We start from the raw sequence: 26,151 nt of genomic DNA, 5'->3' as shown, positions 1-26,151 counted from the left end.
TCAAACTAAGTAGCGGGATTCAATGTACTAAAAGGTCACGCTTGGTTAATAGCCAAGCTTAGATCAAACCGCCACATAGAGCTTCCGGGCCAAGGTTTCGATCTCGCCGCGCAAGGATCCGCTGGTCCCCTTCAGCAGGGCCTCGACGTTGCGCCGGGCGGCCTCGCGGTCGCACGACAGCACCATCTGCTTGACCGGTCCGATGCCGGCCGGCGGCATCGAAAGGGCTTCAAAACCCAGCGCGATCAACGCGAACGCTTCCAGCGGGCGACCGGCCATTTCTCCGCAGACGGACACCGGCGTGCCGGTGTCGGCGCAGGCCTGCTGGATGGTTTTCAGGGCCCGCAGGGCGGCCGGCGACAGCGGGTCGTAGCGGTCCGAGACCTTCGGATTGCCCCGGTCGGCGGCGAACAGGTACTGCATCAGGTCATTGGTGCCGACCGAAACGAAGTCGGTCATCGGCAACAGCGCGTCCAAATGCCACAGCAGCGACGGGGCCTCGATCATCGCCCCGACGTCGAGGCGGGCGGGCGCGGGCCGGCCGCGCTTCAGGGCCCAGGCCACTTCCTGGTCGACGAACGAGCGGGCGGCGCGGAACTCGTCGACATTGGCCACCAGCGGGAACATCACCCGCAGCGGCCGGCCGGCGGCGGCCTTGATCAGGGCGCGGATCTGCATGCGCAGCAGGGCCGGACGGTCCAGGCCCATGCGCACGGCGCGCCAGCCCAGGGCCGGATTGTCCTCGCGCTCCAGCTCCATGTACGGCAGCAGCTTGTCGCCGCCCAGGTCGAGCGTGCGGAAGGTCACCGGCATGCCGTTGGCGGCCTCCAGCACCTTCTCGTAGAGAACGGTCTGGGCCTCGAGGCGCGGCAGCTCCTCGGCGACCATGAACTGGAACTCGGTGCGGAACAGGCCGATGCCCTCGGCCCCGGTCTCGGCCAGGATGTCGAGGTCGACGGCCAGGCCGGCGTTCATCAGCAGGGTGATCTTGGCCCCGTCCTTGGTGATCGGCGGGGTGTCGCGCAGGCGGGCGAACTCGGCCTTGCGCTGGGCGCGGACCTCCATCCGGGCCCGCAGCGCCTTGACCACGTCCGGGCGCGGCCGCAGCCAGGCTTCCTGGGTCTCGGCGTCGACCACCACCGGGTCGCCCTCGCTGACCCGATCGCGCAGACCGGCCAGGCGGCCGACACAGGGGATGTCGAGGGCGCGGGCCACGATGCCGGCGTGGCTGGCGGCCGAGCCCTCCTCCAGCAGGATGCCCTTCAGCTTGGTGCGGTCGTATTCCAAGAGATCGGCCGGCCCCAGGTTCCGGGCGATCAGGATGGCGTCGTCGGGCAGCTGGCGCACCTTGTGCACGTCGCCCGACAGGTGGCGCAGCAGCCGGTCGTTCAGGTCTTCCAGGTCGTGCAGCCGCTCGCGCAGATAGGGGTCGCGAGCCTGGCCCAGGCGGGCGCGGTGTTCGGAGCGGACCCGCTCGACCGCGGCCTCGGCCGTCAGGCCCGAACGCACCGCCTCCTGCAGGCCGCGGTTCCAGCCCCGGTCGTGGGCGAACATCCGGTAGGTCTCGAGCACCTCGTACGAGGCGCCGACCAGGCCGTGCTGGCCTTCCAGCATTTCGTCGATCTGGGTCTGCAACGCCTCGATCGCATAGGAGAGGCGAGCCTCCTCGGCCAGGGCGTCGTCGGACAGCAGGGTCTCGGGGGCGACCGGCTGCTCGTGCAGCACCGCCACGCCGTAGGCCAGCCCCTCGGCGAAGCGCGAACCCTTCAGCCGCTCCGGCTTGTGCGGGGCCAGCTCGACGTCCTTGAGCTCGGCGGCGCCTAGGAGCTCGCTGGAGCTGACCATCTCGGCCAGCACCATGGCGATGATCTGGAGGTCCTCGACCTCCTCCTCGTCATAGACGCGTTCGGTGCGGTTCTGGACGACCAGCACGCCGATCGCCCGGCCGCCGCGCAGCAGCGGCACGGCCAGGAAGGCGTGGTAGGGATCTTCTCCCGTTTCCGGGCGGTACGAGAATTGCGGATGGCTGGCGGCGTCGGACAGGTTCAGCGGCCGGCCCAGGCGCATGGTCTCGCCGACCAGGCCCTCGCCGGGCTGCAGCCGCGTGACGTGGACGGCCTCGCGGGCCAGGCCCTCGGTGGCGAACAGTTCGAGATCGCCGGACGCGCGGCGCAGATAGATCGAGCAGACCTCGGCCACCATCGAAATGGCGATGGTGCGCACCACCATGTCGAGCTTGGCCTGGGCGGGTCCGCCGCCGGCCATGGCCTCGCGTATCTGCCGCAGCAGGCTGCGTGGACCTCGAACGGCGATGCCGGATGCAGCCATCTCGCCCGCGTGCGCTCCCTAACCCTGAACAGGTCTAGCCTAGCTTCAAGCGCCAGGGGTTAAAGACCACCCGTTCCTAGATGGGGGCTATAGCAGATTTCGCATCGGAACTAGCGGGTCCGAACAACCGAACGTCGATTAGGTGCGGCGGCGCGAAAAAGCGCCGCCGCATTCCTTCTCGAAAAGATGGGAGGCGTGAAAAAGCGCCGCCCGGTTGGAACCGGACGGCGCAGTCTGCACACTGGGGAGGGATCAAAACACCAGCGGCGATAGTCGAGGCCTAGTGGCGATAGCCGTAGGCGTAGCGGTTGTCGTAGCGGTCGTGACGACGGTCATCACGGTCATAGGCGTAGCGGCTGTCGCGATGATGGTTGTCGCTGTAGCGGTTGTCGTAGCCGTAGCGGCCGCTGTTGCTGTAGCCGCTGTAGCGGTTGTCGTAGCGCGGGGCGGTCCGATAGCCGCTGCTGTAGCGACGGTCGTACTTGTCCTTGGCCGTGGTGGCGCCCAGCGCCGCGCCGGCGACCGCGCCGATGGCGACCGCGTCGCCCTTGCCGTGGCCCAGGGCCGCGCCGGCGACGCCGCCGATCAGGGCGCCGACGATGGCGCGATCGGTCTTTTCGCCGGCGAACGCGGCCGAGGCGGGGGCGACCAGCGCGCCGGTGATGGCGACGGCGACGATGGTCTTGGTGAACTTGCCGATGGTCTTCATGGCAGGGCTCCAATCTCTGAAAGCGTCGCCCCCTTTCCCGAAAATGAGATTGGGCGGCGCTGTTGGGATTGGTTATGAGCCCCGCCGCTTGAACCTGATCTGAACCGCGTTGTTCAGGTTCGCTTCATGTTGAGAAAAAGATTTCGGGGCCCAAAAACCCGCGTCATCCCGGACAAGCGCGCAGCGCGCCGATCCGGGGCCGCCGGTAGCGCTGAGCCTGTCGCGGTCCCGGCTCTCCGCTACGCTGCGGCCGGGATGACAGTCTTGGCGGCCGGCCGATGCAGCCGCACCGACCACAGCACCCCGGCCAGCATCAGCACGATCGCGGCCGTCTCCAGCCCGCGCGGCCAGCGGCCCTCGTGCAGAAAACCGTACAGCAGGGCGAACAGGGTCTCGAACACGATCAGCTGGCCCGACAGGCTGAGCGGCAGCAGGCGGCTGGCGGCGTTCCACAGGCCGTTGCCGATCACCGAGGCCCCGATCGCCACCGCGAAACTGACCGCCCAGAACCCGCCCCAGGCCGCCGGCGCGTGGACCTTGCCGCCCGGCAGGAAGGCGGGGATCACCAGCAGCAGCGCCAGCAGGCCGGTGGCCAGGCCGGTCAGCAGCGACCACTCGTGGCTGGTGAACTTCGGCGTCGCCGCCAGCCGCCGGGCGTTCCAGACGGCGTAGGCGGTCCACATGGCCAGGGCCAGGGTCGCGCCCAGCACGCCGACCACCTGCCGGCCGATCCCGACACCGTGGGTTTCCCTGAACACCGAGACGTTGATGCAGACCCCGCCGGCCAAGACCAGGGCCAGCGGCGCGGCCAGATGGCGGAGCGCAACCCCCTCCCCCGGCCTGGCCCCGACCAGGGTCACGGTCACCGGCAGCAGGCCGATGATCAGCGAGGCCAGGGCCACGCCCGCGCTCTGCACCGAGATCGACAGGCCGACATAGTAGATCAGGTTGCCCAGCAGGCTCAGCAGCACCAGATCGCGCCAGTCGCGGCGGTCCATCCTGGCCATCACCGTCCGCCAGCTCGGCGCCAGCAGCGCCGCCGACGCCAGGCCGTAGGCGATGTAGCGCCCGGCCGTCATCTGCAGTGGCGTGAAGGCCTGGAGCAGCTTCGGCGCCAGGAACACCCCGCCCCAGAACGCGCCGGCGATCAGGCCGCACAACAGGCCGAGGAGGAGGTTGCGGGAGGTGTTCATGGCGTCGGGAGTTAGCAGTTCAGGACGACGCGGGCTTGGCGAAAGCTCCTGGAGCCTCGGCGGATCCTCCCCGGTGTCAGGATCGCGTCTCGATCCGCCATTTTCGCACCGCCTGGACCGCCGCGACGATGAGCAGAGCAGCCGCGAGGGCTAGCCAAGCACGGCTCCAGCCGCTGCCGAACGACGGGTCCTCGCCATAGGCCTTGAAAACCAGGAAGACGGCGAACAGCACGCACAATCCCAGCCTGCTCCAGTCCAGCTTGCGCAGCCCCTCCCTGCGGGCGCTCGCCTTGTCCAGGCCCGGGACGGCGGCGGCGCGCGCGGCCAGCCGCCTCTTCGGATCTCCCCACAGCCATAGGATGGCGGGCATGTAGCCGGCGAACATCAAGCCCATGGCCGCGAAAATGAGGGGGCCCGGGTCCGTGAAGGCCAACTCCACGCTCAGCCACGCCGCGCCGAGCAACAGGACAAAGCCCCCGCCGAACAGGCCCCAATTCATCCAGGTCATGCGGCGATTGAATTGCTCGACAAACTCGTCGCGTTCGGCGGCGCTGACCTCATAGCCGGGCGCGCCCAAACGCTCGCGGAAGAGATAACCGTCGCCGCGCGGCTCGAACCGCTTCGCGAATTCGCTGTTGAGGAACATGGCGCCAGCCTAGCGCAAGCTTGGCCGGACGCAACCATAAGGAGATGCTACCGCCCCTTCCGCCACGCTACTGGCGTGACGCCCAGCATCGCCTTCATCCGCCTGGTCAGCCCGCTCTGATCCCCGTGGCCCGTCCGCACGGCGATCTCGGCGATGGAGAGGCTCGTATCCGACAGCAGCCGTTGCGCCGCCCGCAGCCGCGCGTCCGACAGTGCGCCGTGCGGGGTCGTCCCAAAGGCCTCCGAGAACCGCGCGAAGAACCGGCTCTGGCTCATGCCGGCCTCGGCGGCGAGGTCGCGGACGGTCAGGGGCTGGTCGTAGCGGGCCTCGATCAGGGCGGCGGCGCGGGCCAGGCGCGGGTCGACCCGGATCGGGGCCGCCGACAGGCCGCGCAGCAGCAGGGGCGTCCACAGGCTGGCCACGCCGCCCGCGATCGGGCCCGGACCTTCGCCGGCGAGGTACTCCAGAAGGCCGCGCACCGCGCCGGTCACCGGGGCGAACGGCCGCTCGCGCAGGCGTTCGAACGGCTTCATCAGCGCCTCGCCGATGTCGGCGACCACGAACAGGTTCTCGCCCGAGGCGGCGAAGGCGTGGCGCGCGCCGGGCGGGACCACCGCCGCGCGGCCCGGATCGACCCGGCCGCCCCGGCCGTCGATTTCCATCTCCAGCACGCCCCGGCGCGGCAGCACGATCTGGTCGAACGCATGGACGTGCGGCGGCGCGTCCCGGCCATAGCGGCGGAACGAGAGCTCGGCGGGGGCGGTCAGATGGTGGCCCATGGAACTGACTGTAGCGGAGATCGTGGCAGCCTATTACCACTCATCAAAATCCCGCCTTCCTAGGCCTTGTGCCTAGGATCCAAGGCTCGGCTTGATCTTGAGATTCCGGGCGCTCTCCGCCAGCGTGGGCGTCTAAGGCCCTGATCCACGTCGACGGAACGATGGGTCCTAGGCACAAGGCCTAGGAAGGCAGGTTATTGGAAGCGCCCCCTACCCGTGCCCCGGCAGGGACAGCGGCTCGTCGGCGTCGGCGACCAGGCGGCGGGCCTGGGCCAAGGCGGCGTCGATATCGTTTTCGATGAACTCGACCTCCAGGTCGGTCAGCGGGTGCGGCGCGGCGATGACGTTGCGGAGATAGGCGCGCTTTTCCGGCTCGGTCATGGTCCACCAGCCGACGGTGTGGCCTTCCTCGATGACCGCGTCGCCCATGGCCAGCAGGTCGTCGGTGTCGAAGATCGGCTGGCCGGGCTTTTCCGGGAACCACTGGCCCTCGTCCGGCAGAGCCTTGTCCAGCTGGTTGAGCAGGGCCGCCAGCCACGGGCTGATCAGCAGCGGCTTCTCGTAGCCGTCGCCGAACTTGGCGCGCAGCAGCAAATCGTAGAGCATTTCGAGCCCGGCATCGCCGTGAAAGGTGACGGTCTTGGCGAAGGGATCGAACTTGAAGACGTCGGACATGGCGATTCTCGGCGAGAGGTGCGGCGTCTTCCTAACGTCAGAACACGACGTTTTTATCTAAAGAGCTGTCATCCCGGCCGCAGCGAAGCGAAGAGCCGGGACCGCGACAAGCTCGGAGCTTCCGGCGGTCCCGGCTCGGCGCGCTGCGCGCTTGGCCGGGATGACAGCCTTTAAGAACTAAAGCTGGTCCAGCCCGTACACCGCGTGCAGGGCCCGCACGGCCAGTTCGGTATAGGCCGCGTCGATCAGGACCGAGATCTTGATCTCCGAGGTCGAGATGACCTGGATGTTGATGTTCTTCTCGGCCAGGGCCGCGAACATCGACTGGGCGACGCCGGCGTGGCTGCGCATGCCGACGCCGATCACCGACACCTTGGCGACGTCCTCGTTGACCGCGACGTCCTCGAATCCGATCTCGTCGCGGGCGGCGCGGACGATTTCGACGGCGCGGGCGGCGTCACGCTTGCCGACCGTGAACTCCATGTTGGCGGTGTCGGCGCTGCGGGCGCGCGACTGCACGATCATGTCGACATTGACGTTGGCGTCGGCCAGACGGCCGAAGATCTGCGAGGACACGCCCGGATGGTCGGGCAGGCCCAGCAGGGTGATCTTGGCTTCGTCGCGGCTGTAGGCGACGCCCGAGACGATGCGCTTTTCCATGATTTCTTCCTCGTCGCAGACGATCGTACCTTGGCCGGGGGCTTCGCCCGGCTCGACGAAACTCGACAGCACCCGCACCGGGACGCGATGGGCCATGGCCATCTCGACCGAACGGGTCTGCAGCACCTTGGCCCCCAGCGAGGCCATTTCAAGCATCTCTTCGTAGCTGATCTTGGCCAGGCGCTTGGCCTTGCTCTCGATCCGCGGGTCGGTGGTGTAGACCCCGTCCACGTCCGTATAGATGTCGCACGCGCCCTTGACGGCGGCGGCGATGGCCACGGCGGAGGTATCCGAGCCGCCCCGGCCCAGGGTGGTGATGCGCTGCTTGGGGGTCACGCCCTGGAAACCGGCGATGACGGCGATCTCGCCGGCCGCGAAACAGGCTTCCAGATTGGCCGGCGGGATGTCCTCGATGCGGGCGCTGCCGTGGGCCTCGTTGGTCAGGATCGGCACCTGCCAGCCCAGGAACGAGCGGGCCTTGTGGCCCATGTTGCGCAGGGTCATGGCCAGCAGGCCGGCCGTGACCTGTTCGCCCGAGGCGACGACGGCGTCGTACTCGTCGTCCGATTCCGGAAGACCCTGCGCGGCGCGGCCAGAGCCGTCGGTCCAGGCGACCAGCTCGTTGGTCTTGCCCGACATGGCCGACACGACCACCGCCACCTGCTTGCCGGTCGCGACCTCGGCGGCGACCAGGCGCGCCACCCGGCGGATGCGCTCCAGGTCGGCCACCGACGTGCCGCCGAACTTCATCACCAGACGTGACACGTCTTCTGTACCTCGAGGCTTGGTTATTTCTTGCGCCCGCGCGGCCGGATCGCTCCCCCTCGCGCAAGCCCGCGCCTTCTAGCGGGGCCATCGCGCAACGGCAATGTCGCGGATGTGTCTTTTTTCTCGGATCGTGGCGCGAAAAACTCCGCATGGTAGACAAGCCGCATGAGTGAAGCCGCTTCCGCCCCCTCCCCCGGCGCCCCCTCGTGGAGCATCGACCCCGCCGACGTGGCGCGGTTCTCGGCCATCGCCGCCGAGTGGTGGGACCCCAAGGGCAAGTTCGCGCCGCTGCACGTGTTCAATCCCTGCCGGCTGGCCTTCATCCGCGAGCAGGCCCTGGCGCGGTTCGACCGCGACGGCGCGGCCCGCGCCCCGTTCGAGGGCCTCACCCTGCTCGACATCGGCTGCGGCGGCGGGCTGCTGAGCGAGCCGATGGCGCGGCTGGGCTTTGCGGTCACGGCGGTCGACGCCTCGGAGAACAACATCAAGACCGCCGCCGCCCACGCGGCCGAGCAGGGCCTGGCCATCGGCTACCGCCCCGCCACCGCCGAGCAGCTGCTGGCCGAGGGCGCTGGGCCGTTCGACGTGGTGCTGACCATGGAGGTCATCGAGCACGTCGCCGATCCGGGCGAGTTCCTGCGCACCTGCTCGCGGCTCGTAAAGCCCGGCGGCCTGATGATCGTCGCCACCCTGAACCGCACCCTGAAGGCCCTGGCCCTGGCCAAGATCGGGGCGGAATACGTGCTGCGCTGGGTGCCGCCCGGCACCCACGACTGGAAGCAGTTCCTCAAGCCCGAGGAGCTGCGCGCCTTCCTGGCCGGCGAGCCGGTCGAGGTCCAGGGCCCGTTCGGCGTCGCCTACAATCCGCTGACCGGCCGCTGGAGCCGTTCCAGCGATGTCGACATCAATTACATGATGACCGCCACCCGGGGTTGAAACGGTCAAGTTCCGGGAACTTCGGTCCACGGCGGGCTTTTCCTCCGCAGGGACATGAACCCGGATTGGCGACCCGGTATCGGGGGTCGGCCGTCGATCCGTTCTAGAGGGAACGGAGACACCATGACTTCCAAGACCTTGGCCGCGATATTGGCCACCACGATGGCGTGCGGCGCGATCGCGCCCGCCTTGGCCCAGGATTCGGCGTATCAGCGCAGCCTGCAGAACTACGACGCCCAGCGCAGCAACTACTATGAGCGGGTCAGCGAGTATCAGGACCGCCAGGCGGCCTATGAGCGCGACCGCGCCAACTACATCCGCGCCCGCGACGACTACGACCGCCGCTACGGCGTCGGCGCCTATGACCGTCGCTATCCCACCTATGCCGACCGTTACCGCGTGGCCCAGTATCGCGACAGCGCCGCCTACTACGCCGAGCAGGCCGAGTTCGAGCGCGGCCGGGCCAGCTATGAGCGGGCCCGCTACGACTACGACCGCCGCTATGGCGAAGGCGCCTATGACCGCCGCCATCCCGACGAGGCCGACCGCTTCCGCGTCAGCGGCGTCAGCTACACCAGCGGCTACGACGCCAACCGCGATCAGTGGGAGCGCGACCGCGAGCGCTATCTGCGGACTCGCGACGACTATGACCGCCGGCGCGGCGTCGGCGCGTACGACCGGCGTCATCCGGGCGAAGGGGCCCGCTTCGCCGCGCCCTATGCCGGCGCCTACAGCGTCGACACCAGCGCCAACGTCAACTACCCGAACGACTGCCGCCAGGACGCCAAGCGCAACGCCACGGTCGGCGGGGTGATCGGGGCCCTGGCCGGCGCGGCCCTCGGCTCGAACGTCGCGGCCCGCAACGCCCGTCCGGAAGGCACGGTGCTGGGGGCCCTGGTCGGGGCCGGCGTCGGCGCGGCGGTCGGCAACGCCTCGGCCAAGTGCGACACGCGCGGCAACTACTGGACCTATGAGCAGACCGAGCCCTATCGCTATGCCGACGGCCGCTACGCCTCGGCCAGCGAACGCTGCCGCCTGGCCCCCGCCCCGACCGACTACAACGGCCGGGTGGAGACCCGCTACGTCCGGGTCTGCCCCGACGCCGACGGACGCTATCGCCTCGAGGGCTGATGCTGTACCCAAGCTTGATGGTCGGCTGGCCGACTTTCTGGCAACCGGCCGTCAGCTTGGGCGTTTACGTCCCGAGGGATCTTAACCAAGAAACTACCGGAGAGCCGCCATGCGCGCCCGCCTGAAAGCCATCGTTCTGGCCACCGTTGTCGGATTCACCGTCAGCTCCGTGGCCGTCACCGCCGCCGACGCCCAGTCGCGTCACCGCACCCGCGTCCTGGTCTGCAACAAGTCCAAGGCCAAGAACGGCGCCGTCATCGGCGCCCTCGGCGGCGCCCTGCTGGGCAACACCATCGCCGGTCACGGCAACAAGACCGAAGGCACGCTGCTCGGCGCCGGCGTCGGCGGCGTGGCCGGTCACCAGATCGGCAAGCACAAGAAGAAGTGCCACTACGAGTACCGCTAGTCGGTAGAGGTAGCGCTTCCTCGGAAGCTCAAGAGGGCGGCGGATCCAAGGGTCCGCCGCCCTTTTTGCGCCTGGGGAACTTTGGAATTCCCTCTCTCTGAGAGAGAGGGATTCGGTAGCCTCAGTTCACATCCGTCTTCTTCGGCGCCGCGGGGGGCAGCGGGGCGACGCGGACGCCGTCCTCGACCAGGGCCTTGACCTCGGCGGGCGAGGCCTCGCCGTAGATGCCGCGCTCCTCGGACTTGCCCTCGTGGATGGCGCGGGCCTCCTTGGCGAAGGCGTCGCCGACGTTGTCGAAGTTCTCTTCGACGTGCCGGCGCACCTCGCCCATCGCCGTCATCATCATCTCGCGCATCTTCGGGTCGACCGCCGGCTCCGCGCGCCGGGCTTTCGTCCCCGCCACCGCCGGGGCCATGATCTGCTTGGAGACGCCGGTCGAGCCGCAGACCGGGCACTGGATCAAGCCGCGCTGGACCTGGTCGTCATAGTCCGCCGACGCGCCGAACCAACCCTCGAATTCATGGGCCGCATCGCACTGAAGCGCGTACTTGATCATGGTCTCTAAATGGTGCGCTTCACGTAGTGAGCTTTAGGGCCCAGCAAAAGGCCGGGCGTTCTGGAGGACCGGGATCGCCGCCCGCGCCGCGAGGGCGGCGGGCAGGTCTAGATCGGCCATCAACACGCCGGGCTCGTCGTGGTCAAGTTTTCCGAGCACCTGGCCCCACGGCCCGATGGCGATCGTGCGCCCCCAGGTGCCGCGGCCGTCCTCGTGGAAGCCGCCCTGGGCCGCGGCGATCACGAACGAGCCGGTCTCGATGGCCCGGGCGCGCAGCAGCACGTCCCAGTGGGCCTCGCCGGTCGGCCGGGTGAAGGCGGCCGGGACCGTCAGCACCGTCGCCCCGGCCAGGGCCAGGGCCCGGTGCAGGGCCGGAAAGCGCATGTCGTAACAGATGGTCAGGCCGAAGGTCGCCAGCGGCGTCTCCACCACCACCGCCCGTTCGCCCGGCGTGTAGGTCGCCGACTCCCGCGCCGTTTCACCGGTGGGAAGGTCGACATCGAACATGTGCAGCTTGTCGTAGGTCGCCACGATCGCGCCGGTCGGGTCGATCACCGCCTGGCGGTTGGCGGCTTTACCGTCCTCGCGCCGCACCAAGGCCGAGCCGATGTCGATCCAGGTCCCGGTCTCGGCCGCGATGGCGCGCAGGCCCTGGACGACCGGATCGTCCTCCAGCGCCGTCAGGGTCGGCAGCAGCTTGCTCCGGTCCTTCTGCACCACGTTGGTGCATTCCGGGGTCAGGACGAACTGGGCGCCCTGCCCGATCGCCTGGCGGACCAGGGGCGCGACGTGCGCCAGCGCCGCGGCGTGGGTCGCGGGCGTGCGGGTCTGGACCAGACCAACCCTCAAGGGCGCGGAGGGGCTCATGCGGCGAGAAGGTCGTCCAGCTTGCCCTCGCGCTCCAGGGCCATCATGTCGTCGCAGCCGCCGATATGCCGGTCGCCGACGAAGATCTGCGGGAAGGTCGTGCGACCCGAGCGGTCCATCATTTCCTGGCGCAGCTTCGGGTCCATGCCGGCCTCGACCTCGGTGAAATCGGCGCCCTTGTCGCTCAGCAAAGCGACGGCGCGGGCGCAATAGCCGCAGAAGGGACGGGTGTAGATGGTGACGTGGGCCATGTTCCGACTCGTGGACGTGTGCGTCCTCATATAGGACGCGCCTGCATTTCTGTAACGCGCGCGACGACGGATAGCGTCACTTGCGCCGCCCCGGCCGCCAAAAGCGCTCGCGCGCATCCCTCGGCCGTGGCGCCCGTGGTCAACACGTCATCAACGAGAACGATCCGTCGTCCGGCCACCTGGGCCCGCCGCGCCTCGGGGACCACGAAGGCCGCCGCCACGTTGCGCCGCCGGCCCGAGGCCGACTTGCCGCCCTGGCTGGCGGTGTCGCGCCGGCGGGTCAGGACGTCGGGCAGATAGGCCAGCTCCGCCATCCGGGCCAGCGGCCGGGCGATCTCGGCGGCCTGGTTGTAGCGCCGGCGCAGCAGCCGGGCGCGGTGCACCGGCACCGGGACCACGGCGTCGGCCTCGGCCAGCAGCTCGGCGCAGGCGCGCGACAGCCAGCGGGCGAACAGGCCGGCCAGGTCCGTGCGATCGGCGTGTTTCAGCTTCAGGACCAGCTCGCGCGAGTGTTCGTCATAGACGCAGGCGGCGCGCGCCCGTTGGAAAGCCTTCGGCCTGGCCTGGCAGGCGGGGCAGCGTTCCTGGGCGGCGTCGGCATAGGGCATGGCCAAGCCGCAGCCGTCGCAGACCGGGTCGTCGAGAAAGGTCAGCTTCGAAAAGGCCGAGGCGGTCAGCCCGCCGCTCAGCGCCGCCTGCCCGTCCAGGCTGGACGGCGGCAGCAGCAGGTCCAGCAGATCGCGGCCCAGCCCCGTCAAATGCGCGCGCATAAGACGCGGGCCGGCTTTCCATGTCGGTCCGAAATCGCCATGTTCCGCGCCCATGACCGCCTCGCCCCTCCTGTTCGACCGCGCCCTGCACCGCGCCCGCCTCGACCGCGCCGCGCCCGCCTTCGCGTCCGCCGACTTTCTCAAGGCGCGGACGGCCCAGGACCTGGTCATGCGGCTGGAGACGATCCTGCGACGCTTTCCGGTCGCCGTCGACCTCGGCGCGAGAAACGGCCATTTTTTCAAAGCGTTGAGCGACAGCGACGCCCGCGCCAACATCGATACGCTGATCGAGACCGACCTGTCGGGGCGGATGCTGGCCGGCCGTGACACGCTCCGCGTCGTCGCCGACGAGGAGCGCCTGCCGTTCGGCGACGCGACCCTGGACCTGGTGGTCTCGACCCTGTCCCTGCACTGGACCAACGACCTGGTCGGCGCGCTGATCCAGATCCGCCGCGCCCTGCGGCCCGACGGCCTGTTCCTGGGCGCGATCTTCGGCGGGGCCACCCTGACCGAGCTGCGCCAGTGCCTGCTGGCGGCCGAGGCCGAGCTGGTCGGCGGCGCCTCGATGCGAGTCTCGCCGTTCGCCGACGCCATCGACGCGGCGGGCCTGCTGCAGCGGGCCGGCTTCGCCTTGCCCGTCGCCGACGTCGACCGGGTCAAGGTCCGCTACGCCCATCCCATCAAGCTGATGCAGGACCTGCGGGCCATGGGCGAGACCAGCGTGCTGCTGGACCGCTCGCGCAAGCCGCTGGGCCGCAAGGTGCTGTTCCGGGCGATGGAGCTCTATGTCGAGCGCTTCGCCGAAGCCGACGGCCGCGTGCCGGCGACGTTCGAGATCGTCTCGGTGACCGGCTGGGCCCCGCACGACAGCCAGCAGAAGCCACTGCGGCCCGGCTCGGCGAAGATGCGGTTGGCCGACGCCCTGGGCGTCAAGGAACAGCCGGCGGGGGACAAACCCACCCCATGATCCCTCTCCCCTTGCGGGAGAGGGTGGCCCGCGAAGCGGGTCGGGTGAGGGGTCGCGCTCCGCTATCCGGACAGGCCTATCAACCCCTCATCCGTCAGCTTCGCTGACACCTTCTCCCGCAAGGGGAGAAGGAAGAGGATTTAGGTGCCCGCGATGGCCGTCGAGGCCTTGTCGAACATCTTGCTCATATTGCCGCTGAGGGCCGACATCCCGCCGACGATGACGAGAGCGATCAGCGCGACGAGGACGCCCAGCTCGACGGCGGTCGCGCCGCTGTCGTCACGCCAGAAGGTCTTCAGAGCAGGTCGCGCAGCCAGGCGACCAGAGGAACGTCGGCCGGCGGCATCGGATAGTCCGCGAGTTTGTCGGGCTTCACCCATGCCAGCGCCTCGTGTTCCTTGCGCGTCACCTGACCGTCCCATCGACGCAGCAGGTAGAGTGGCATCAGGAGGTGAAAAGACTCGTAACCGTGCGACGCGAACACGAACGGGGCCAGGCAGGCCTGGGCGACGGTGATCCCCAGTTCCTCCTGCAGTTCGCGGATCAGGCATTCCTCCGGCGTCTCGCCCGGCTCGACCTTGCCGCCCGGAAACTCCCACAGGCCGGCCAGCTGCTTGCCCTCGGGGCGTTGGCAGATCAGCACCCGCCCGTCGACATCGATCAGGGCGGCGGCGGCGACGAGGACGGTCGGCTTGGTCATGGATGCGGGTGTCGCGAGGTTTCCCGCTGTTGGCAACCGACCGCCACGAAATTTCCGCGCGTTCCGGTTCGAGGCTTCAAAATGCGTCCTGCGCGTGCAATATCATCAATACACGCGACCTGGGGGCCCGCGCTGAACGTTCTCAGTGTTCCAGAGGTGACGATGTCGGACGATCTCAAGAACATCTACAAGGCCGCCAACAAACTGGCGTTCTATTTCGACGACAAGACGCCCCGAGATCTCTATCGCGGCCAGACGTCGACCGAGGAACGCAAGGGAACACCGGTTCTCTATCCCAATCCTGGCTTCACCCGGAAAAGTGGACCGCCTCGACTGCCCGACGTCCAGGTCTTCATGCGGCAGATCGAGAAGGCCGAGGGCGGCATCGTCGAGGAAAAGTGGGTCAAGGGCTGCCGCACGATGCGCGGCGACTATCGCGGCGTGTCGACCTTCAGCAAGGTGACCATGCCGTCGATGACATGGTACCGCTTGCCCAGGGACACCGACATTCCGGTCGCCCTGGCCGTCACCCAGGACGGCACGAACGAGGAGCGGGGCATCCACTATACGATCGCCCCAAAGGACGACATGCCGCTGTCGCTGTACCAGGTCTGGCTGAACGAACTGAACGCCAAGCTCAGCAAGGCCGAGGTCTAGGAGCCGCGCATGGAGATCTCCACCAATACGCTGACCCTGGCCATGTACGCCCTGGCCGTCGAGATCGAGCGGACCAAGGCCGCGATCCAGACCTTTGCCGACCAGGACGAGATCGACGAGGAGAGCCAGCGCCTGTTCGACATGCAGGTCGCCGCCGCCGAGCTGGACACGCTCTATACGGAACGCCGCGCCGCCGACCCGTCCCTGACGCCGGCCGAAGAATGGCTGCCGTCCGGCCGCTGACACCGTCGCCAGGGACACGACCGAAGTCATGACCAGAAGCAAACTGCTCCGCATGGACAACGTCGGCATCGTCGTGGAGTCCCTCGACGACGCCATCGCGTTCTTCACCGAGCTCGGCTTGACGTTCGAGGGGCGGGGCATGGTCGAAGGCGAATGGGCCGGGCGGATCACGGGGCTGGGTGACCAGCGCGTCGAGATCGCCATGATGGTCACGCCCGACGGCCACAGCCGCCTCGAGCTCTCGCGATTTCTCGCCCCGGCCGTCGTCGCCGATCACCGCGACGCTCCGGTGAATGCGCTCGGCTACCTTCGCGCCATGTTCGCGGTGAGCGACCTCGACGAAACCCTCGCCAGGCTTGGCAAGCACGGCGCGACGCTGGTCGGCGAAGTGGTTCAGTACGAGAACGCGTATCGGCTCTGCTACGTCCGCGGCCCCGAGGGCATTCTCGTCGGACTGGCCGAACCGCTCGGCGGCGATCGCTAGCGGCGGCGTCGGAGCAGAGCTCACAAGGGTGCGGCGGATTGGCCGTTCCGGGCATGCTGCGCCGCGATCCTTGACTTTCGCACCGCAATAACCGATATCGGCCTCGCGCCCCATTGGCGCTATCGGTGCTCCAGCCGCGTGACGGTCCGTTTTCGGACCAGCCTGTCGAGCGCCCTGAAGAGATTCTCATCAGATCGCCCGTGCACGCGGGGCGCTCCCCGACCAAAGAGCCAAAGGGCTCTGAAAGTCTAAACCGGGAGCATTTCGCGATGGCGAAATACTCCGGCCGAGGGGCAAGCCGTGCGAGGACGCATGGGCCCGAGCTCGGCGCACATGAAAGACCGACTCACTTGACTCAATTCTCCGACCTTGGCCTGGCCAAGCCGCTCCTGAAGGCCCTCGCCGAGAAGGGCTACAAGGAGCCGACGCCGATCCAGGCCCAGGCCATCCCGGTCGTCCTGCAAGGCAAGGACCTGCTGGGCATCGCCCAGACGGGCACCGGCAAGACCGCCGCCTTCGCCCTGCCGATCCTACAGCGCCTGGCCGAGAACCGCATGCCGGCGCCGCGTCGCGGCTTCCGCTGCCTGGTCCTCTCCCCGACCCGCGAACTCGCCACCCAGATCGCCGACAACTTCAAGGCTTACGCCGTCCACATGGGCCTGAGCGTGGCCACGGTCTACGGCGGCGTGAAGTACGGCCCGCAGATGAAGGCCCTGGCCGCCGGCGTCGACGTGCTGGTCGCCACCCCCGGCCGCCTGATGGACCACATGGCCGAGAAGTCCGCCAGCGTCTCCGGCGTCGAGATCTTCGTCCTCGACGAAGCCGACCAGATGCTGGACCTGGGCTTCGTGGTGCCGATCCGCAAGATCGCCAGCCAGATGTCCAAGAACCGCCAGAACCTGTTCTTCTCGGCCACCATGCCGACCGAGATCGGTCGGCTGGCCGGTGAGCTGCTGAAGGATCCGGTCCAGGTCTCGGTCGCCCCGCAAGCCACCACGGTCGAGCGCATCGACCAGCGCGTGCTGTTCATCGAGGCCCAGCGCAAGCGTCCGCTGCTGGCCGAGCTGTTCGCCGACTCCAGCTTCTCGCGCACCATCGTCTTCACCCGCACCAAGCGCGGCGCCGACCGGGTGGCCAAGTACCTGAACGCCGCCGGCATCGAGGCCGCCTCGATCCACGGCGACAAGACCCAGGGCCAGCGCGAGCGCGCCCTCGCCGCCTTCAAGGCCGGTGAGATGCGGGCCATGGTCGCCACCGACATCGCCGCGCGCGGCATCGACGTCAACGACGTCAGCCACGTGATCAACTACGAGCTGCCCAACGTGCCGGAGGCCTATGTCCACCGGATCGGCCGCACCGCCCGCAAGGGCAAGGACGGCATCGCCATCAGCTTCTGCGCCGACGACGAGCGTAACCTGCTGAAGGACATCCAGAAGGCCACCCGCCAGACGATCCCGAGCTTCGACCGCCGCAACGACAAGCAGCTGGCCGCCGCGGCCGCCGTCGCCGACAAGCTGGTCCCGGCCGAGAAGTACGTCGATCCGCGCGCGGCCGATCCGCGCAACAACGTCCCGTCCGAGCTGCGCCGCAATCGCGGCCGCAATCGCAATGGCGGCGGCGGCAATGGCGGCGGCGGTGGCGGCGGTGGTCGCTCGGCCGGCGGGCAGTCGGCCCAGGGCAAGGGCCCGCAACGTCAAGGTCGCGGCGCCGGCCAGGGTCAAAAGCCCGGCGGCGCCCGGAACGATTTCCGAGGCCCGAAGCGCGACGCCGCGGCGCCCGAGAAGCGCTGGTCGCCGATCGAATAAACAGACACGATTACAATAGGTTGTAAAAACGGGGCGGCGAAAGTCGCCCCGTTCGTTTAGGTGCGTCCTTTCGTTACAGCGCAGCTTGTGTCCGCTTGGTCTATGGGTTCACCATGACCTGGGCCGGTCCGATGATCGGATGGGGGACCAATGCGATGGGCGACGGCAAGCACCGCGCCACGCCTGTACTGACTCGCGTCGCCGGCGGCGAGATGGCCGAGCGCGTGCGGGCGTTCGACTGGTCGGCGACGCCGCTGGGCCCGATCGAGTCCTGGTCGCCCGCCCTGCGCCTGGCCACCGACATGATCCTGGCCACCAACTTCCCGATGGCGCTGCGCTGGGGACCCGAGCTGGTCCTGATCTACAACGACGCCTACGCCCCGGCGCTCGACGTGCACCATCCCCAAGCGCTGGGCGTGCTGCTCAAGGACACCGCCCCCGACTTCGAGGCCTCGATCCGCTCGCTGCACGAGGACATCCTCAGCGGCGCCAGCGGCGGCTTCGCGTTCGAGAAGCTGCCGCTGTGGGTGACCCGGAACGGGGTCCCGGAAAAGGGCTATTTCACCGTCAGCTACAGCCCGGTGCCCGACACGACGGCGGCCAACGGGATCGGCGGGGTGCTGATCACCGCGGTCGAGATCTCTCGCACCATCCAGGCCGAGAAGACCTTGCGCAGCGCCCAGGAACGCTACGCCCTGGCCCGCGAGGTCGCCGGGGTCGGGGCCTGGGAGTGGGACATCAAGGCCAACAAGGTCTATGCCGACGCCCGCTACGCCGAGCTGCACAACGTCTCGCCCGAGTTCGCCTCGGCCGGCCTGCCCGCCGACAGCTTCACCCCCGCCGTCCATCCCGACGACCGCGACCGCGTCCGCGACGTCGCCTTGAAGGCCGCCAGCGAAGGCGGCGACTTCTCGGAGGAATACCGCCTGGTCCAGGCCGACGGCTCGGTGCGCTGGGTCTTCACCCGCGGCCGCGCCTATCTGGACGCCGACGGCCAGCCGGCCCGCAACACCGGCGTCATCGTCGACATCACCGAGCGCAAGCGGGTCGAGTCCGAACTGGCGGCGGTGCGCATAGACCTGGACCTCGCCGCCCAGGCCGCCGGCATGGGCCGTTGGGACCACAAGCCCTATCTGAACCAGCGGTACTGGGACGCGCGAGCGCGCAGCATCTTCGGCCTGACGGCGGACGAGGCGTCGTCGCAGGAGACCTTCGAGCGGCTGCTGCATCCCGACGATCTGCCGAAGGTCCAAGCCGCGGTGGCGGCGGCGATGGACCCGGCGGGCCCGGGCATGATCAATCTCGAATACCGCATCCATCGCGGCGGCGACGGGGCCCTGCGCTGGGTCGAGGTGTTCGGCCGGGCCTTCTTCGACGGCGACCGCGTGATCCGCTTCGTCGGGGTGGTCTCGGACGTCACCGAGCGCCGCGAGGCGGTCGAACGGCTGCTGCGCCAGGAAGAGACCCTGCGCCTGGCCATCGACGCGGCCGACGTCGGCACCTGGGACCTCAATCTCGACACCGGCGAGCTGGCCTGGTCGGAGCGCTGCTACGCCATGTTCGGCATCAAGCCCGACGAGTCCCTCACCGTCGAATCGTTCATCGCCCGGGTCCATCCCAGCGACGAGGCCAAGGTCCGCGACGCCATGCAGCAAGCCTTGGATCCGGCCGTGCGCGCCGACTACACCATCGAGTTCCGCAGCATCGGCCGCGACGACCACGTCGAGCGCTGGGTAAACGTGAAGGGCAAGGTGTTCTTCGGCGCCGACGACAAGCCGCACCGCTTCGTCGGGGCTGTGGTCAACATCACCGACCGCAAACGGGCCGAGCTGCACCTGCGGCTGCTGGTCAACGAACTGAACCACCGCGTCAAGAACAGCCTGGCCACCATCCAGGCCATCGCCGCCCAGAGCTTCAATGGCGCCCGCGCGCTGGACCAGGCCCAGGAGGCGTTCTCCAGCCGCATCGTCGCCCTGGCCGAGGCCCACGACCTGCTGACCCGCGAGAACTGGGAAGGCGCCGAGCTGCACGACGTCACCGCCCGGGTGGCCGAGCTGCACGGCGGCCACGCGCGGTTCGAGCTCTCCGGCCCGGCCATCCGCCTGTCGCCCAAGACGGCGCTGTCGCTGTCGATGGCCCTGCACGAGCTGGCCACCAACGCGGTGAAATACGGGGCCCTGTCGACTCCCGACGGCCGCATTCGCATTGCCTGGGACCACTGCCCCGAACCCGACGCGGCGCGGCTGGACCTGGTCTGGACCGAAACCGGCGGCCCGCCGGTCCAGCCGCCCACGGCCCGAGGTTTCGGCTCGCGCCTGATCGAACGCGGCCTGGCGGCGGAACTGTCCGGCTCGGCGACGATCGAGTTCCTGCCGGAAGGGGTGGTGTGCCGGATCCGGGCGCTGCTGGAGGCTTGAGGGGCGCTACCCGCCCCTAATTCGCGCTCACCGCCGCCGCCCTGAGCGCCGCCGCGATCTGCTCGTCCGTCCTTCGCAGGGCCATCATCAGCGCGCCGGCGACGATCAGCGGCATCACCGCCCAGATCAGTTGGCCCGCCACCGCCAGGGCCGTCGCCCCGCCGATCAGGGCGGCGATCAGAATCTCGGCCAGGGCCGCGAAGAACGAGCCGCCGCGCCGGCGCCGGAAGTCGGCGCGCTTGCCCGGCTTCTGCCGCCAGACATTGATCAGCCCGGCGCTCAGGGCGGTCAGGGCGGCGCCAATCGCGGTCCACAGGCCGGCCAGTGGCGCCGACCAGGCCAGCGCCGCGATCGGGACCGCCAGCAGCACGGCCACCGGGACCAGCGCCGCCGTCAGCTTGGCGCGGTTCAGCACCGCCATCGGCGTCGGCGAGATCGCCAGCAGGTCGGGCGTGTCCTCGGCCGAGACGGTGATCCAGGCCAGGCTGCCGGCGACCTGGCCGGCCAGGAAGGTCACGGCAGCCGCCGGCGCGGCCAGGGCCCAGGCCGGCAGGTGCGAGGCGCTGCGGGCCAGCACCAGGGCCAGCGGGACCATGTACAGCACCCGCAGCAGCACCTGCGACAGCAGGGCCGCGTCACGGCTGATCAGCCGCAGCTCCTTGCGGACCGTGGCCTGGAAGGCGCCGGCCGCGAAGGCCTTGGTCGGTCCCTTGGCGCCCTTGCGGGTCTCGGCCCCTTGGGTGGCGGCGGCGGCGTCGGCGAAGCGGCGGCCCAGGGTCTGGGCGGCGAACAGGAAGATCCCCGTCCCCACCGCGACCAGCACCAGCAGCGGCAAGGGCTCGCCCAGGGCGGCGCGCAGCGGCAGGTCGGCGAACGGCGGGAGTTTGATGCGGCCGTCGCGGGCGTCCAGGGCGATGCGCGCGAACAGGCTCTCGCTAGCCTGGCCGCCCATCAGGTTGCGGTACTGGCTGGCCAGGAAGAAGGCCGCGCCGATCAGGGCCGCCATGACCTGGGCGACGGTGCGGGTGCGGCGGGGACCGATCAGGGCGAACAGGGCCATGGCTAACAGCAGGCCGACACCAGACGCAGCCAGGGCCAGGGCGGCCAGGGTCACATAGACGCCCAGCCAGGCCGGGTGGCCCAGCACGATCGACGGGGTCAGCAGCAGCACGGCCGGGATCAGGAACCAGAGGCCGGCGTTGACCGCCAGGCCCAGGGCGCGCACGAACAGCACCTTGCGCGGCGCCAGCGGCGAGGAGAACAGCAGGTCCAGGTCGCCCCGCTCGTAGAGGGCGTCGGCCGAGGCCGCCAGGGTGGTCGACAGCATCAGGGTGACGATCACCGCCAGCGCCAGGTCGGCGATCATCACCGACAGCGGGTTCACCGGCACGGCGACGCCCCGCAGGCCGAACGCCATGAAGACGCCGCCGATCAGGATCATGCAGCCGACGAGCACGAAGGCGATCACCGCGCCCGGCCCGCTGGACCGGCGGCCGGCCTTGAAGCCGCGCCAGGCCAGGCGCAGCTCGTGACTCAGCAGCCAGGGCGTGGTGGCCGGCTTGAACGGCAGGCTCACGACGTGACGCCCATTGGGGCCGCCGCCACGGGATGGGACTCGGTCGTCAGCTGCAGGAAGACGTCTTCCAACGTCTGGCCGCTGGTCTCCCCCGCCTTGCCTCGCAGCTCATCCAGCGTGCCCTCGGCCAGCAGCCGGCCGCCGGCGATGATGCCGATGCGGTCGGCCATGCGCTCGGCCACCTCCAGGATGTGGGTGGTCAGGATCACCGTGCCGCCCGCGTCGACCCTAGCCTGCAGCATGTCCTTGACCAGGCGGGCGGCGGCGGCGTCCAGGCCGGTCAGCGGCTCGTCCAGGATCAAGAGCTTGGGATCGTGGATCAGCGCCCCGGCCAAGGCGACCTTCTGCTTCATGCCGCGCGAGAAGCCCTCGCACCGCCGCCGCGCCTCGTCGGCCAGGCCCAGGGTGGAGAGCAGCGCTTCGGCCTTGGCCTTGGCGGCCTTGGGCTCGATGCTCCAGAGGCCGGCGACGAACTCCAGATATTCCAGCGGCGTCAGCTTGTCGTAGATCATCGCCTCGTCCGGGGCCCAGGCCACCAGGGCCTTGGCCGCCGCCGGATCCTGGCGGGCGTCGACGCCGAAGATCGCCACCTCGCCCTTGTCGGGCTGGGTCAGGCCGGCGACCATGCGCAGGGTAGTGGTCTTGCCCGCGCCGTTGGGTCCCAGCAGGGCGTAGAGCTCGCCGGCATGGACCGTCAGGTCGAGGTCGGACACCGCGGGCTTGGCGAACGTCTTGCTCAACCCGCGAACGATCAAGGCTTCCGTCAAGTTGGCGTCCCCAGACACTGTTATGCGAGGGATGTGAACGCGATTGCCTTGAATGAGGCAAGCCGCCATCCACCGCTTGCCAGGCCGGACGCTTCGTGCGTTTCTTTACCGTAGAGGTTGTCGCCCAACCCGGATCGCTGCTCTGAACAACCACGAGGTGAGACCATGAAGCCTGTTCTTATCGTTCTCGGCGCGGCCCTGGCGCTGAGCTCGGCCCCGGTCATGGCCCAGGAGGGCCAGCGCTTCGACTTCGCCGCCCAGGATCAGGCCTATTCCAACGACCGCCCCGGCGACAAAGCCATGCGCTGCTTTGACGGGCGGTTCATCACCGGGGCCAACCGCTCGGGCGACAAGACGCTGTACGTCCAGACGAACGTGGGCGGGATCTATCGCCTGCGGATGACCAAGGACTGCGACGGCCTGAACGACGCCCAGAAGATCAGCGTGCGGGCCCATGACGGCAGCGACCTGATCTGCTCGGGCGACAGCGCCGAGATGGTCGCCCGGACGGCGGCCGGCGCGCGGCATTGTCCGATCGCCGACGTGCGCCGGCTGAACCCCGGTGGGGTCTCGGCGCTGGCGACGGCGACCAAGCGCTAGCGCCAACCGATATTCGCCGCAGCCTGAATTTACCCGCCTTCCTGGGCCTTGTGCCCAGGACCCAGGGTTCCGCTTCATGGAAGTGTAGCTGAGTTCACGGTCTTTCGGCCGCGCGAGCCCAAAGAGTCCACACCGGCCTCGAACATGGGTCCTGGGCACAAGGCCCAGGAAGGCAGTGGTTTTGGACCTACCCCAGCTGAATGTCAGCTAGCGCTAGCCTCACGTCGCGTCAGGGAGGCCCGTAGGCCTCCCGACCATCCTCAGAACTTCGTCTTGCAGCCCTGCCGCAGGTGCACGCCGCGCAGGAAGCCCCGCCGCGCCAGGCCGGCGTCGACCACGGCGTTCATGTGGCGGTCGGCGGGCGCCGCGCCGGTCACTTCGCGAACCAGGCCCCGGAACGGGATGATGCTGTTGATGATGGTCTTGCCGCCGGCCTCGGCCAGCTTGCCGGCGCGGTTCTCGGTATATTCGTTGCCGACCACGTAGTCGGCGCCCAGCACCCCGTTCAGGTCGGTGATCTCGCCGGCCAGGGCCTTGCAGGATTTCAGCCCCTTGAGGCTGTAGGGGTCGTTGAAGGCCTTCTCCAGGATCGGCGGGATCTCACGCTTGGACATGCCGACGTCGCGGGCGGGCTGGCTGCCGATGTCCACGGCCTTCTTCTTGGCCTCGCCCCAGCGGCCGCCGGGCTCGTCCGGCTTGGACGGCGGCTTCATCTGGGCGTGCGCGCCGGAGGCCATCAACAGGGCCGCCAAGGCGCCCATCATCACGGATCGCTTCACAGACATCACAACGCCCTCCACCCAGGTGAACACCGCTCAGGAACGACAGGCCGGACAAGCGGTTCCCCTTGCGCGGCAAGGGGTCGCGCGAGTTTAGTTCGGCGGGGTCGCCGCTTCCAGGTCGAACGCGGCGTCGAAGGCGTCCTCGCCCGGGACCGTCCCCGCCAGGGCCGCCAGGAACAGATCCTCCAGCGCGTCCCAGACGAAGGTCAGCTGCTCCAGCACCGCCGGCACGCGCGCGGCTTCGAAGCCCGGATAGAGGTCCTCGACCAGCCAGAGACCGGACTCGGCGTCATAACCGAAGCGGCAGCCGATCAGGCGGAACTGGGCGTGGGCGATGGTCTCGAACAGGGCCGTCAGGTCGCGGGCCTCGGCCAGGTCCTCGGGGGCCATCACCAGGCAGCGCACCTGCAGCCAGCCGTGGTCGGGCAGCAGATAGAAGGCGCCCTCCTCCTCGTCCTCGCCCGAGACCTCCAGGCCCCGGTCGATCGCCTCGACGATATAGCCCTCCGCGCGGCAGGCGGCGGCGAGCTCGGCCAGGACGGCGGCTTCCTGGTCGGGGGTGGGGTCGGCCATGGCGCGATCGGTCCTTCAGGAGGGTTAGGAGAAGACGGTGTCCACCGGCTGGGCCTTTTCGTCGGGACCAAACCGGTTGGGGCCACGGGTGCCTTCCCGCACATAGAACAGCGCGATCAGCACCAGGATGCCAAAAGGCACGAAGGCCAAGAAAAGCCACCAGCCACTGCGGTCGCAATCGTGTAGCCGACGAACGGTGACAGCGATGATCGGAGGCATGAAGACAAGCCAGATCAGCGCGTAGACCGCGATGCCGATCCTGCTGTTGGCATCACCGGTCGTGAAATCAAGCATACGCCCGACCACCACTCCTACTGTCGCGACCAGGAAGTAGAGCAGATAAAACTGCCAGAACTCCGCCCGCGTCGCTCGCCCCTGAAACTGCAGGTACCGCGTGAAGGGTTTGAACATCGGCGCCATCGGGTTTCCTCCGACTATGAGCGGTAATCCCCGTTGATCGCCACGTACTGCTTGGTCAGGTCGCAGGTCCAGACCGTGGCCGAGCCCTTGCCGACGCCGACGTCGACGCTGACCTCGAATTCCTGGTTCTTGACGTAGGCGCTCATCTTGGCCTCGTCGTATTCGGGCGAGACCAGGCCGTCGCGGGCCGCGTAGAGGTCGCCGAACTTGACGCTGATGCGCTCGCGGGCGACCGGCTCGTCGGCGCGGCCCACGGCCATGACGATGCGGCCCCAGTTGGCGTCCTCGCCGGCGAAGGCGGTCTTGACCAGCGGGCTCTCGGCGATGGTGCGGGCGATCTTGCGGGCGCTGGCCGGGCTTTCGGCGCCGTTGACGGTGATCTTGACGAACTTGGTCGCGCCCTCGCCGTCGCGCACCAGCTGCAGGGCCAGGTCCAGCAGCACGTGTTCCAGCTTGTCACGGAAATCGGCCAGGCGCTTGTCGCCGGGCCGGCTGATCCGCGGCGCGCCCGACTGGCCGGTGGCGAACAGCAGCAGGGTGTCGTTGGTCGAGCGATCGCCGTCCACGGTCACGCAGTTGAAGGTCGTGCGGGTATAGAGGCTGACCAGGGTCTGCAAGGCGGCCGGGGCGATGGCCGCGTCGGTGGCCACGAAGGCCAGCATGGTCGCCATGTCGGGCGCGATCATGCCCGAGCCCTTGGCGATGCCGGCGATCTTCACTTCCACGCCGTCGATGACGGCCGTGGCGTAGGCGCCCTTGGGGAAGGTGTCGGTGGTCATGATCGCCCGACCGGCCTGGGCCCAGGCGTCGGCGGTCAGGCGGCTTTCCACCTCGGGCAGGCGGGCGGTGATCTTGCTGTCGTCCAGGATCACGCCGATGACGCCGGTCGAGGCCATCATCACGTCGCGCTGGCGGCAGTCCAGGCGCTTGCCCACGGCCGTGGCCACGCGGCGGACCGCATCGGCGCCCGGCTTGCCGGTGAAGCTGTTGGCGCAGCCGGCGTTGACCACCAGGGCCCGCACGTCCGCCCCGCCGCTGGCGGCCAGCTGGCGCTTGCACCAGTCGACCGGGGCCGAGCCCACGCCGTGGCGGGTGAAGACGCCGGCCGCCGAGGTGCCCTCGGCGAAGCGCATCAGCAGCAGGTCCTCGCGCTCGTGCTTGTAGAAGCCGGCGCGGCCGGTGGCGATCTCGACGCCACGGATCGGCGGGATCAGCGGAAACGGCACGGCCAGGGGCGAGATGGCCAGGCCCGGCTTGCCCGCGCCGGTCGCGGCGGGCTTGGCCGAGGCGGAAACGTCCTCGCCCGCTGACTTCTGGGCGCGGCGCAGGCCGGCGCGCTTCAGGGCCGAGGTCAGCGGGTCGACCAGGGCGCGCTCGATGGCGGCGCCGGCGCGCTCAACCGGATTGGGCGCGACCGGATTGGACGCGGTCTCGGGAGCCTTCGCGGCCGCCTTCTTGCCGGAAGCTTTGGGAGTCTTGGTCATG

29 protein-coding genes are annotated in these 26,151 nt (G+C 69.1%); 10 read left to right on the top strand and 19 right to left on the bottom strand.

All coding sequences use genetic code 11. The features are described from left to right. Positions 1 to 63: 63 nt before the first annotated feature. The 7 genes from ptsP to ASC70_RS08610 all read right to left on the bottom strand — a co-directional run bounded on the left by ptsP (position 64) and on the right by ASC70_RS08610 (position 7,755). On the bottom strand, positions 64 to 2,328 hold the full coding sequence (ptsP, locus tag ASC70_RS08640; protein WP_047410293.1) for a phosphoenolpyruvate--protein phosphotransferase: 2,265 nt from the start codon (positions 2,326 to 2,328) through the stop codon (positions 64 to 66). Positions 2,329 to 2,608: 280 nt separating this feature from the next. Continuing rightward, positions 2,609 to 3,037: a hypothetical protein gene (locus ASC70_RS08635; RefSeq protein WP_056048944.1), complete on the bottom strand. Its 429-nt coding sequence runs from the start codon at positions 3,035 to 3,037 to the stop codon at positions 2,609 to 2,611. A 239-nt stretch (positions 3,038 to 3,276) separates the two neighbouring features. Next, complete coding sequence (locus tag ASC70_RS08630) at positions 3,277 to 4,230, bottom strand: DMT family transporter (protein ID WP_056048941.1); 954 nt, start codon at positions 4,228 to 4,230, stop codon at positions 3,277 to 3,279. 76 nt (positions 4,231 to 4,306) lie between these two features. Beyond that, entirely contained in the window at positions 4,307 to 4,876 is a 570-nt protein-coding gene (locus ASC70_RS08625; RefSeq protein WP_056048938.1) for a hypothetical protein, read from the bottom strand. 47 nt (positions 4,877 to 4,923) lie between these two features. Further along, positions 4,924 to 5,655, bottom strand: coding sequence for an AraC family transcriptional regulator (locus tag ASC70_RS08620; RefSeq protein ID WP_056048935.1), 732 nt, complete (start codon positions 5,653 to 5,655; stop codon positions 4,924 to 4,926). Between the two features lie 210 nt (positions 5,656 to 5,865). Next, the gene (locus ASC70_RS08615) at positions 5,866 to 6,330 is read right to left on the bottom strand and encodes a hypothetical protein (protein ID WP_056048932.1); all 465 of its coding nucleotides are present in this window, start codon (positions 6,328 to 6,330) and stop codon (positions 5,866 to 5,868) included. Between the two features lie 177 nt (positions 6,331 to 6,507). Then, on the bottom strand, positions 6,508 to 7,755 hold the full coding sequence (locus tag ASC70_RS08610; RefSeq protein WP_056048929.1) for an aspartate kinase: 1,248 nt from the start codon (positions 7,753 to 7,755) through the stop codon (positions 6,508 to 6,510). A 168-nt stretch (positions 7,756 to 7,923) separates the two neighbouring features. On the opposite strand from ASC70_RS08610, the gene ubiG reads away from it, so the two are divergent. From ubiG to ASC70_RS08595, 3 genes are all read left to right on the top strand, one after another. Further along, positions 7,924 to 8,694 carry a bifunctional 2-polyprenyl-6-hydroxyphenol methylase/3-demethylubiquinol 3-O-methyltransferase UbiG gene (ubiG, locus tag ASC70_RS08605; RefSeq protein ID WP_056048926.1) on the top strand — a complete coding sequence of 257 codons (771 nt, stop codon included), beginning with the start codon at positions 7,924 to 7,926 and terminating at the stop codon, positions 8,692 to 8,694. Positions 8,695 to 8,817: 123 nt separating this feature from the next. Beyond that, entirely contained in the window at positions 8,818 to 9,825 is a 1,008-nt protein-coding gene (locus ASC70_RS08600) for a glycine zipper domain-containing protein (protein WP_056048921.1), read from the top strand. A gap of 109 nt (positions 9,826 to 9,934) precedes the next feature. Further along, complete coding sequence (locus ASC70_RS08595) at positions 9,935 to 10,231, top strand: glycine zipper 2TM domain-containing protein (RefSeq protein ID WP_047410270.1); 297 nt, start codon at positions 9,935 to 9,937, stop codon at positions 10,229 to 10,231. 121 nt (positions 10,232 to 10,352) lie between these two features. Here ASC70_RS08595 and ASC70_RS08590 read toward each other — a convergent pair whose 3' ends face one another. Genes ASC70_RS08590 through ASC70_RS08575 form a run of 4 tightly spaced genes read right to left on the bottom strand, consistent with a single transcriptional unit; the run spans position 10,353 to position 12,729 of the window. Further along, positions 10,353 to 10,787 carry a DUF1178 family protein gene (locus tag ASC70_RS08590; protein ID WP_056048918.1) on the bottom strand — a complete coding sequence of 145 codons (435 nt, stop codon included), beginning with the start codon at positions 10,785 to 10,787 and terminating at the stop codon, positions 10,353 to 10,355. A gap of 33 nt (positions 10,788 to 10,820) precedes the next feature. Continuing rightward, positions 10,821 to 11,654: a carbon-nitrogen hydrolase family protein gene (locus ASC70_RS08585; RefSeq protein WP_056048915.1), complete on the bottom strand. Its 834-nt coding sequence runs from the start codon at positions 11,652 to 11,654 to the stop codon at positions 10,821 to 10,823. Continuing rightward, positions 11,651 to 11,905, bottom strand: a complete 255-nt coding sequence (gene grxC / locus ASC70_RS08580) for a glutaredoxin 3 (RefSeq protein ID WP_047410260.1) — start codon at positions 11,903 to 11,905, stop codon at positions 11,651 to 11,653. Before grxC ends, ASC70_RS08585 begins: the two co-directional genes overlap by 4 nt. 26 nt (positions 11,906 to 11,931) lie before the next feature. After that, complete coding sequence (locus ASC70_RS08575) at positions 11,932 to 12,729, bottom strand: ComF family protein (protein WP_056048912.1); 798 nt, start codon at positions 12,727 to 12,729, stop codon at positions 11,932 to 11,934. On the opposite strand from ASC70_RS08575, the gene ASC70_RS08570 reads away from it, so the two are divergent. After that, on the top strand, positions 12,728 to 13,642 hold the full coding sequence (locus tag ASC70_RS08570; protein WP_056048909.1) for a methyltransferase domain-containing protein: 915 nt from the start codon (positions 12,728 to 12,730) through the stop codon (positions 13,640 to 13,642). The two genes, ASC70_RS08575 and ASC70_RS08570, sit on opposite strands and share 2 nt — an antisense overlap. Before the next feature lie 140 nt (positions 13,643 to 13,782). Here ASC70_RS08570 and ASC70_RS24450 read toward each other — a convergent pair whose 3' ends face one another. Together ASC70_RS24450 and mutT are read right to left on the bottom strand one after the other, a co-directional pair. Then, positions 13,783 to 14,022 carry a Flp family type IVb pilin gene (locus tag ASC70_RS24450; protein WP_082009315.1) on the bottom strand — a complete coding sequence of 80 codons (240 nt, stop codon included), beginning with the start codon at positions 14,020 to 14,022 and terminating at the stop codon, positions 13,783 to 13,785. Further along, positions 13,938 to 14,342: an 8-oxo-dGTP diphosphatase MutT gene (gene mutT / locus ASC70_RS08565; RefSeq protein WP_047410250.1), complete on the bottom strand. Its 405-nt coding sequence runs from the start codon at positions 14,340 to 14,342 to the stop codon at positions 13,938 to 13,940. The genes ASC70_RS24450 and mutT overlap by 85 nt, the downstream gene beginning before the upstream one ends. 162 nt (positions 14,343 to 14,504) lie before the next feature. Here mutT and ASC70_RS08560 point away from each other — a divergent pair, with 162 nt between their 5' ends. From ASC70_RS08560 to ASC70_RS08540, 5 genes are all read left to right on the top strand, one after another. Next, positions 14,505 to 14,999, top strand: coding sequence for a hypothetical protein (locus tag ASC70_RS08560; RefSeq protein ID WP_052196870.1), 495 nt, complete (start codon positions 14,505 to 14,507; stop codon positions 14,997 to 14,999). A 9-nt stretch (positions 15,000 to 15,008) separates the two neighbouring features. Next, complete coding sequence (locus ASC70_RS08555; RefSeq protein ID WP_047410247.1) at positions 15,009 to 15,242, top strand: hypothetical protein; 234 nt, start codon at positions 15,009 to 15,011, stop codon at positions 15,240 to 15,242. 28 nt (positions 15,243 to 15,270) lie between these two features. Further along, positions 15,271 to 15,726 carry a VOC family protein gene (locus ASC70_RS08550; RefSeq protein ID WP_056048905.1) on the top strand — a complete coding sequence of 152 codons (456 nt, stop codon included), beginning with the start codon at positions 15,271 to 15,273 and terminating at the stop codon, positions 15,724 to 15,726. A 350-nt stretch (positions 15,727 to 16,076) separates the two neighbouring features. Then, positions 16,077 to 17,531, top strand: coding sequence for a DEAD/DEAH box helicase (locus tag ASC70_RS08545; RefSeq protein ID WP_056048902.1), 1,455 nt, complete (start codon positions 16,077 to 16,079; stop codon positions 17,529 to 17,531). A 113-nt stretch (positions 17,532 to 17,644) separates the two neighbouring features. Next, positions 17,645 to 19,948 carry a PAS domain-containing protein gene (locus ASC70_RS08540; RefSeq protein WP_235519305.1) on the top strand — a complete coding sequence of 768 codons (2,304 nt, stop codon included), beginning with the start codon at positions 17,645 to 17,647 and terminating at the stop codon, positions 19,946 to 19,948. A 16-nt stretch (positions 19,949 to 19,964) separates the two neighbouring features. Here ASC70_RS08540 and ASC70_RS08535 read toward each other — a convergent pair whose 3' ends face one another. Together ASC70_RS08535 and ASC70_RS08530 are read right to left on the bottom strand one after the other, a co-directional pair. Continuing rightward, the gene (locus ASC70_RS08535; RefSeq protein WP_056048899.1) at positions 19,965 to 21,524 is read right to left on the bottom strand and encodes a hypothetical protein; all 1,560 of its coding nucleotides are present in this window, start codon (positions 21,522 to 21,524) and stop codon (positions 19,965 to 19,967) included. Beyond that, positions 21,521 to 22,309 carry an ABC transporter ATP-binding protein gene (locus ASC70_RS08530; RefSeq protein ID WP_082539633.1) on the bottom strand — a complete coding sequence of 263 codons (789 nt, stop codon included), beginning with the start codon at positions 22,307 to 22,309 and terminating at the stop codon, positions 21,521 to 21,523. The genes ASC70_RS08535 and ASC70_RS08530 overlap by 4 nt, the downstream gene beginning before the upstream one ends. Before the next feature lie 147 nt (positions 22,310 to 22,456). Here ASC70_RS08530 and ASC70_RS08525 point away from each other — a divergent pair, with 147 nt between their 5' ends. Next, entirely contained in the window at positions 22,457 to 22,891 is a 435-nt protein-coding gene (locus tag ASC70_RS08525) for a DUF6491 family protein (protein ID WP_056048894.1), read from the top strand. A gap of 260 nt (positions 22,892 to 23,151) precedes the next feature. Here ASC70_RS08525 and ASC70_RS08520 read toward each other — a convergent pair whose 3' ends face one another. From ASC70_RS08520 to argJ, 4 genes are all read right to left on the bottom strand, one after another. After that, positions 23,152 to 23,676 (bottom strand): hypothetical protein, encoded by a 525-nt coding sequence (locus ASC70_RS08520; protein WP_056048891.1) that lies wholly within the window; start codon positions 23,674 to 23,676, stop codon positions 23,152 to 23,154. A gap of 87 nt (positions 23,677 to 23,763) precedes the next feature. Then, the gene (locus ASC70_RS08515) at positions 23,764 to 24,246 is read right to left on the bottom strand and encodes a hypothetical protein (protein ID WP_056048889.1); all 483 of its coding nucleotides are present in this window, start codon (positions 24,244 to 24,246) and stop codon (positions 23,764 to 23,766) included. Positions 24,247 to 24,270: 24 nt separating this feature from the next. Beyond that, a complete protein-coding gene (locus ASC70_RS08510; protein ID WP_056048886.1) occupies positions 24,271 to 24,666 on the bottom strand; it encodes a DUF805 domain-containing protein in 396 nt (131 codons plus the stop codon). Between the two features lie 14 nt (positions 24,667 to 24,680). Continuing rightward, complete coding sequence (gene argJ, locus ASC70_RS08505) at positions 24,681 to 26,150, bottom strand: bifunctional glutamate N-acetyltransferase/amino-acid acetyltransferase ArgJ (protein WP_056048884.1); 1,470 nt, start codon at positions 26,148 to 26,150, stop codon at positions 24,681 to 24,683. Between the last annotated feature and the right edge of the window lies 1 nt (position 26,151).

It is taken from the genome of Caulobacter sp. Root343, assembly GCF_001425745.1.
Lineage (GTDB): Bacteria > Pseudomonadota > Alphaproteobacteria > Caulobacterales > Caulobacteraceae > Caulobacter.
Note: the sequence above shows the minus strand (reverse complement) of the source record. Positions and strands in the feature narration are given on the sequence as shown.

What these genes read in the sequence shown, in the direction of transcription:
- ASC70_RS24450 (WP_082009315.1), bottom strand. Translation starts at nt 14,022, where the DNA reads ATGGGTGAAGCCCGACAAACTCGCGGACTATCCGATGCCGCCGGCCGA.
- ASC70_RS08590 (WP_056048918.1), bottom strand. Translation starts at nt 10,787, where the DNA reads ATGATCAAGTACGCGCTTCAGTGCGATGCGGCCCATGAATTCGAGGGT.
- ASC70_RS08600 (WP_056048921.1), top strand. Translation starts at nt 8,818, where the DNA reads ATGACTTCCAAGACCTTGGCCGCGATATTGGCCACCACGATGGCGTGC.
- ASC70_RS08525 (WP_056048894.1), top strand. Translation starts at nt 22,457, where the DNA reads ATGAAGCCTGTTCTTATCGTTCTCGGCGCGGCCCTGGCGCTGAGCTCG.
- ASC70_RS08515 (WP_056048889.1), bottom strand. Translation starts at nt 24,246, where the DNA reads ATGGCCGACCCCACCCCCGACCAGGAAGCCGCCGTCCTGGCCGAGCTC.
- ASC70_RS08520 (WP_056048891.1), bottom strand. Translation starts at nt 23,676, where the DNA reads ATGTCTGTGAAGCGATCCGTGATGATGGGCGCCTTGGCGGCCCTGTTG.
- ASC70_RS08510 (WP_056048886.1), bottom strand. Translation starts at nt 24,666, where the DNA reads ATGGCGCCGATGTTCAAACCCTTCACGCGGTACCTGCAGTTTCAGGGG.
- ASC70_RS08630 (WP_056048941.1), bottom strand. Translation starts at nt 4,230, where the DNA reads ATGAACACCTCCCGCAACCTCCTCCTCGGCCTGTTGTGCGGCCTGATC.
- ASC70_RS08585 (WP_056048915.1), bottom strand. Translation starts at nt 11,654, where the DNA reads ATGAGCCCCTCCGCGCCCTTGAGGGTTGGTCTGGTCCAGACCCGCACG.
- grxC (WP_047410260.1), bottom strand. Translation starts at nt 11,905, where the DNA reads ATGGCCCACGTCACCATCTACACCCGTCCCTTCTGCGGCTATTGCGCC.
- ubiG (WP_056048926.1), top strand. Translation starts at nt 7,924, where the DNA reads ATGAGTGAAGCCGCTTCCGCCCCCTCCCCCGGCGCCCCCTCGTGGAGC.
- ASC70_RS08570 (WP_056048909.1), top strand. Translation starts at nt 12,728, where the DNA reads ATGACCGCCTCGCCCCTCCTGTTCGACCGCGCCCTGCACCGCGCCCGC.
- ASC70_RS08550 (WP_056048905.1), top strand. Translation starts at nt 15,271, where the DNA reads ATGACCAGAAGCAAACTGCTCCGCATGGACAACGTCGGCATCGTCGTG.
- ASC70_RS08595 (WP_047410270.1), top strand. Translation starts at nt 9,935, where the DNA reads ATGCGCGCCCGCCTGAAAGCCATCGTTCTGGCCACCGTTGTCGGATTC.
- mutT (WP_047410250.1), bottom strand. Translation starts at nt 14,342, where the DNA reads ATGACCAAGCCGACCGTCCTCGTCGCCGCCGCCGCCCTGATCGATGTC.
- ASC70_RS08635 (WP_056048944.1), bottom strand. Translation starts at nt 3,037, where the DNA reads ATGAAGACCATCGGCAAGTTCACCAAGACCATCGTCGCCGTCGCCATC.
- ptsP (WP_047410293.1), bottom strand. Translation starts at nt 2,328, where the DNA reads ATGGCTGCATCCGGCATCGCCGTTCGAGGTCCACGCAGCCTGCTGCGG.
- ASC70_RS08540 (WP_235519305.1), top strand. Translation starts at nt 17,645, where the DNA reads ATGACCTGGGCCGGTCCGATGATCGGATGGGGGACCAATGCGATGGGC.
- ASC70_RS08560 (WP_052196870.1), top strand. Translation starts at nt 14,505, where the DNA reads ATGTCGGACGATCTCAAGAACATCTACAAGGCCGCCAACAAACTGGCG.
- ASC70_RS08615 (WP_056048932.1), bottom strand. Translation starts at nt 6,330, where the DNA reads ATGTCCGACGTCTTCAAGTTCGATCCCTTCGCCAAGACCGTCACCTTT.
- ASC70_RS08620 (WP_056048935.1), bottom strand. Translation starts at nt 5,655, where the DNA reads ATGGGCCACCATCTGACCGCCCCCGCCGAGCTCTCGTTCCGCCGCTAT.
- ASC70_RS08575 (WP_056048912.1), bottom strand. Translation starts at nt 12,729, where the DNA reads ATGGGCGCGGAACATGGCGATTTCGGACCGACATGGAAAGCCGGCCCG.
- argJ (WP_056048884.1), bottom strand. Translation starts at nt 26,150, where the DNA reads ATGACCAAGACTCCCAAAGCTTCCGGCAAGAAGGCGGCCGCGAAGGCT.
- ASC70_RS08625 (WP_056048938.1), bottom strand. Translation starts at nt 4,876, where the DNA reads ATGTTCCTCAACAGCGAATTCGCGAAGCGGTTCGAGCCGCGCGGCGAC.
- ASC70_RS08555 (WP_047410247.1), top strand. Translation starts at nt 15,009, where the DNA reads ATGGAGATCTCCACCAATACGCTGACCCTGGCCATGTACGCCCTGGCC.